This is a genomic window from Methylobacterium crusticola, assembly GCF_003574465.1.
Lineage (GTDB): Bacteria > Pseudomonadota > Alphaproteobacteria > Rhizobiales > Beijerinckiaceae > Methylobacterium > Methylobacterium crusticola.
This window is the reverse complement of record NZ_QOWC01000374.1, coordinates 1-3840: the sequence shown is the minus strand read 5'-3', so window position 1 is coordinate 3840 and position 3840 is coordinate 1. Positions and strand designations below refer to the sequence as shown.

The 3840-nt window shown below is 77.2% G+C and carries 5 protein-coding genes; 4 read left to right on the top strand and 1 reads right to left on the bottom strand.

Translation table 11 applies throughout. The features are described from left to right. On the top strand, nucleotides 1-451 hold a 451-nt coding region (locus DT057_RS34215; protein WP_128566456.1), incomplete at its 5' end, for an anti-sigma factor. Nucleotides 452-505: 54 nt separating this feature from the next. On the opposite strand, the gene pdxR is transcribed toward DT057_RS34215, so the two are convergent. Continuing rightward, nucleotides 506-1918, bottom strand: coding sequence for a MocR-like pyridoxine biosynthesis transcription factor PdxR (gene pdxR / locus DT057_RS34210; protein ID WP_128566455.1), 1413 nt, complete (start codon nucleotides 1916-1918; stop codon nucleotides 506-508). Between the two features lie 91 nt (nucleotides 1919-2009). Between pdxR and DT057_RS34205 the strand changes: the two genes are divergently transcribed. The 3 genes from DT057_RS34205 (at nucleotide 2010) to DT057_RS34195 (ending at nucleotide 3548) form a co-directional block, all read left to right on the top strand. Continuing rightward, entirely contained in the window at nucleotides 2010-2435 is a 426-nt protein-coding gene (locus DT057_RS34205; RefSeq protein ID WP_128566454.1) for a cupin domain-containing protein, read from the top strand. Then, nucleotides 2432-2887 carry a carboxymuconolactone decarboxylase family protein gene (locus DT057_RS34200; RefSeq protein ID WP_128566453.1) on the top strand — a complete coding sequence of 152 codons (456 nt, stop codon included), beginning with the start codon at nucleotides 2432-2434 and terminating at the stop codon, nucleotides 2885-2887. Before DT057_RS34205 ends, DT057_RS34200 begins: the two co-directional genes overlap by 4 nt. A 103-nt stretch (nucleotides 2888-2990) precedes the next feature. After that, a complete protein-coding gene (locus DT057_RS34195; RefSeq protein ID WP_128566452.1) occupies nucleotides 2991-3548 on the top strand; it encodes a fasciclin domain-containing protein in 558 nt (185 codons plus the stop codon). Nucleotides 3549-3840 lie beyond the last annotated feature (292 nt).

Genomic DNA, 3840 nt, shown 5'->3' with positions numbered 1-3840 from the left:
CCCGGCGGTCGACCTGCGCCCGGCCCTCCGGCGCTGGCGCCGGGCGGCCCTCGCGGCCGGCGCCCTGGCGGCGGGCCTCGCGGTCTTCATCGCGCTCGAGCGCCTGCCGCCGGCCGGCGCGCAGTACGTCGCGGTGGTGAACCGGGGCGGCGCGCTGCCGGCCCTCGTGGTGCGGGTCGACACCCGGGCCGGCGCCGTGCAGGTCCGCTCCCTCTCCGCCGAAGCGCCGCCGGACCGCAGCCTCGAGCTCTGGGTGATCCCGAAGGGCGAGGCGCCCCGCTCCCTGGGGCTCCTCTCGGCCGCCCCCGCCACGCGCCTCGCGCTGCCGGCCGCGGAGCGGGCGCGCCTCGACGACGCGGTCCTCGCCGTCACGGTCGAGCCCCCGGGGGGTTCGCCCTCCGGGGCGCCCACGGGCCCGCCGGTCTACAGCGGCGCGCTCCTGCGGGATTAGCGCCAGCGCCGCCAAGCGGCCGGGGCGGATGCCCGGGGCCGGCTCGCCGCGATCTCACGCCGGGAAGCGGCGCACGAGGTCGGCCAGCCGCCCGCACGCCTCGGGCAGGCGCTCCACCGACAGGTTCGCGACCCCGAGGAGCAGACCCGGCCGGGGCGCGTCCGCGTACCAGGCCGAGAGCGGCACCGGCGCCATCCCGAGGGGCAGCGCGGCCCGTGCCACGGCGCGGTCGGGCGTGCCCGGCGGCAGGCGCAGCAGGACGGACAGGCCCGCCGTCGCCTCGACCTCGGCCGCGCCCGCGAAGGCGCCCCGCAGGGCGGCCGCGAGGGCGTCGCGCCGGGCGGCGTAGAGCCGCTTCGCGCGCCGCAGGTGGCGCAGGGCGTGCCCCTCGGCCAGGAAGGCGGCGACGGCCCGCTGCACGGCGGCGGACGGGGCCGGCGCCAGGCAGGCCGCGGCCTCGCCGACGCGGGCCGCGAGCCCGGGGGGCACGACCAGGAACCCGAGCCGCAGGGCCGGGCTGATGGTCTTGCTGAAGCTGCCGGCGTGCAGGACGCGTCCGGCCCGGTCGAGGGCGGCGAGCGCCGGGGCGGGGCGGCCCCTCAGCTGAAGCTCGCTCAGGTAGTCGTCCTCGATGATCCAGGCCCCGGAGCGCTCGGCCCAGGCGAGCAGCGCGGCGCGCCGCGCGGGCGACAGAGTGACGCCGAGCGGCGCCTGCTGGCCCGGCGTCACCACCGCGAGGGCGGCCCCGGGCGCGAGCGCGACGCCCCGAGCGACGTCCAGGCCCTCGCCGTCGACCGGGACCGGCACCGGCGTCACCCCGGCGAGGTGGAGCGCCGTGCGGGTGAGGGGGTAGCCCGGCTCCTCCATCCAGGCCCGGGCGCCCGGGAGCCCCAGCGCCTGGACCACCAGCCCGAGGGCGCCGGAATAGCCGCCGGTGACGATGACCTGGGCGGGCGTGCAGGCGAGCCCGCGGCCGATCGCCAGGGCGGCGGCGATCTCGCGGCGCAGGGCCGGCCACCCCCGGGGGTCCGGGTAGGCGACGGGGCCGGCCGCCTCCTCCCGCGCGCTGCGGGCCATGAGCCGCGACCAGAGCTTGAACGGGAAGGCGTCCTGCGCGGGCACGCCCATCTGGAACGCCAGCGGGACGGCCGAGAAGGCGTGGTGCATGTCGGGCAGCGGGGGTGCGTCCGGGGCCTCCGGCGGCGGGCTCGCGGGGAGGCGCGGGGCGACGTGGGTGCCGGCCGGCCCCGCCGCCGCGGCGAGCTGGTCGTCGACCAGGCGCTCGTAGGCGACCCGCACCGTGCCGCGGGCGACGCCGAGCCGGGCCGCGAGATCGCGCCACGAGGGCAGCCGGGCTCCCGGCTCCAGGCGCCCCTCCCGGATCGCCGCCGCGATGGCGCCGTGGATCTGGTTGGCCAGCGGGACGCGGGCGGCGCGGTCGAGGCGGATCGCGAGGTCGGGGCGCATCCCCGGATGGTACAGGATTTCCCGCAGGATTCGGTGCTGTCGCGGGCCCGGCCGCGGGTGCAACTCCTGGCCCCGCCACCCGGAGGCCGCCATGACCCCACGGATCCTGCTCCTCGCCACCGGCCTCGCGCTCGCGGCGGGCCCGCCCGCCCGGGCGCACGACGACCACGGCACCGTCACGCCACTCTTCGGGGAGGCGATCCCGAACGTCCCCGGCAAGTCGCTGCGGGCGGTCCTGGTGGAGTACCCGCCCGGCGCCGCCTCGCCCCCGCACCGCCACGCCGCCTCGGCCTTCATCTACGCCACCGTCCTCGAGGGCGCGGTGCGCAGCCAGGTCGACGACGGGCCGGCGCGGACCTACCGGGCGGGCGAGGGCTGGTCCGAGGCGCCGGGCGCCCACCACGTCGTCAGCGCCAACGCCAGCCCCGACCGGCCGGCCCGCCTCCTCGCGGTCTTCGTCGTCGACAGCGCCGAGCAGGTCCTCACGATCCCCGACAGCGCGGAGACCCGCCGATGAGCGAACGCCTGCACGCCCAGAGCACCGTGCCCGCCGGCATGACGGCGCTTGGCCGCGCCCATTCCTACGTGGCCGCCTGCGGCCTCGGCCGCCTCGTCGACCTCGTCTACCTGCGGGTCTCGCAGATCAACGGCTGCGCCTACTGCATCGACATGCATTCCCGCGACCTCCTGAAGACCGGGATGCCGGTGGAGACCCTCGTGCTGGTGCCGGCCTGGCGCGAGGCCGGCGGCCTGTTCGACGCCCGCGAGCGCGCGGCGCTCGCCTGGGCCGAGGCGGTCACGCGGGTCGCCGGGACGGGGGTGCCGGACGCCGACTACGCGGCGCCGGCCGCCGTCTTCGACGCGAAGGCGCTCGCCGACCTCACCCTCGCGGTCGCCCTGATGAACGCCTACAACCGCCTCGGCGTCGCCTTCCGGATGACGCCCGCCGCGGTGACGCGGGCCGCCTGACAGGCCCGCCCGCGATCGCCTGAAACTTTCCCGCCGCCCGTCCCGTACAGGCCCGTGATCCCCGCCGGGGCTCAGCGATCCACGAGAGACGGGACACGACACCATGACGATCCGGACAACAGCCCGCGCCGCCGCCCTCGCGCTCGCCCTCGCGGCGATCTCCGGCGGGGCGGTCCTCGCCAAGAACCCGATGGTCGGCGGCGCGCCGATGCTGCCGACGAAGTCGATCGTCGAGAACGCCGTCAATTCCCGCGACCACACCACCCTGGTGGCGGCCGTGAAGGCGGCCGGCCTCGTCGACACGCTGGCAGGCCCCGGGCCCTTCACGGTGTTCGCGCCGACCAACGCCGCCTTCGCCAAGCTGCCGCCCGGCACCGTCGATTCGCTGGTCCAGCCGCAGAACAAGCCGACGCTCACCAAGGTGCTGACCTACCACGTGGTGCCCGGCACCTACACCGGCCGGGACCTGATGGCCCTGGTCCGGAAGGGCGGCGGCCAGGCCGAGCTCAGGACCGTGCAGGGCGGCACGCTCGCGGTGATGCAGAAGGGCAAGGCCCTCTACGTCGCCGACGAGAAGGGCGACACCGCCAAGGTCACCATCGGCGACGTCATGCAGTCGAACGGCGTGATCCACGTCATCAACACCGTGATGATGCCCTGAAGACGCGGCCGGGACGGCGCCCCGCGCGATCCCGGCCATCCTTCGTTCAGGCTTCCCGCGTCACAATGCGTTACGCAAGTTGACTGGCCCGGCCCTCGGCCGGTCCGGTAGAACGCCGGAAGCGTGGCGGCGGGCGGCAGGCTCCTTGCCACGGCGGCCGCACGGGGTCGGGGATCGTTCCGGAACGGGACGGTCCCGAGCGGAGAAGCGAGGCGACGGGCATGTGCGGCATCGTGGGAATCGTCGGGCGGAGTGCCGTGGCGGGACAGGTGGTCGACGCCCTGCGCCGGCT

Excerpts from the sequence above, each read along its gene's own strand:
- pdxR (WP_128566455.1), bottom strand. The coding sequence starts at position 1,918 with ATGCGCCCCGACCTCGCGATCCGCCTCGACCGCGCCGCCCGCGTCCCG.
- DT057_RS34200 (WP_128566453.1), top strand. The coding sequence starts at position 2,432 with ATGAGCGAACGCCTGCACGCCCAGAGCACCGTGCCCGCCGGCATGACG.
- DT057_RS34195 (WP_128566452.1), top strand. The coding sequence starts at position 2,991 with ATGACGATCCGGACAACAGCCCGCGCCGCCGCCCTCGCGCTCGCCCTC.
- DT057_RS34205 (WP_128566454.1), top strand. The coding sequence starts at position 2,010 with ATGACCCCACGGATCCTGCTCCTCGCCACCGGCCTCGCGCTCGCGGCG.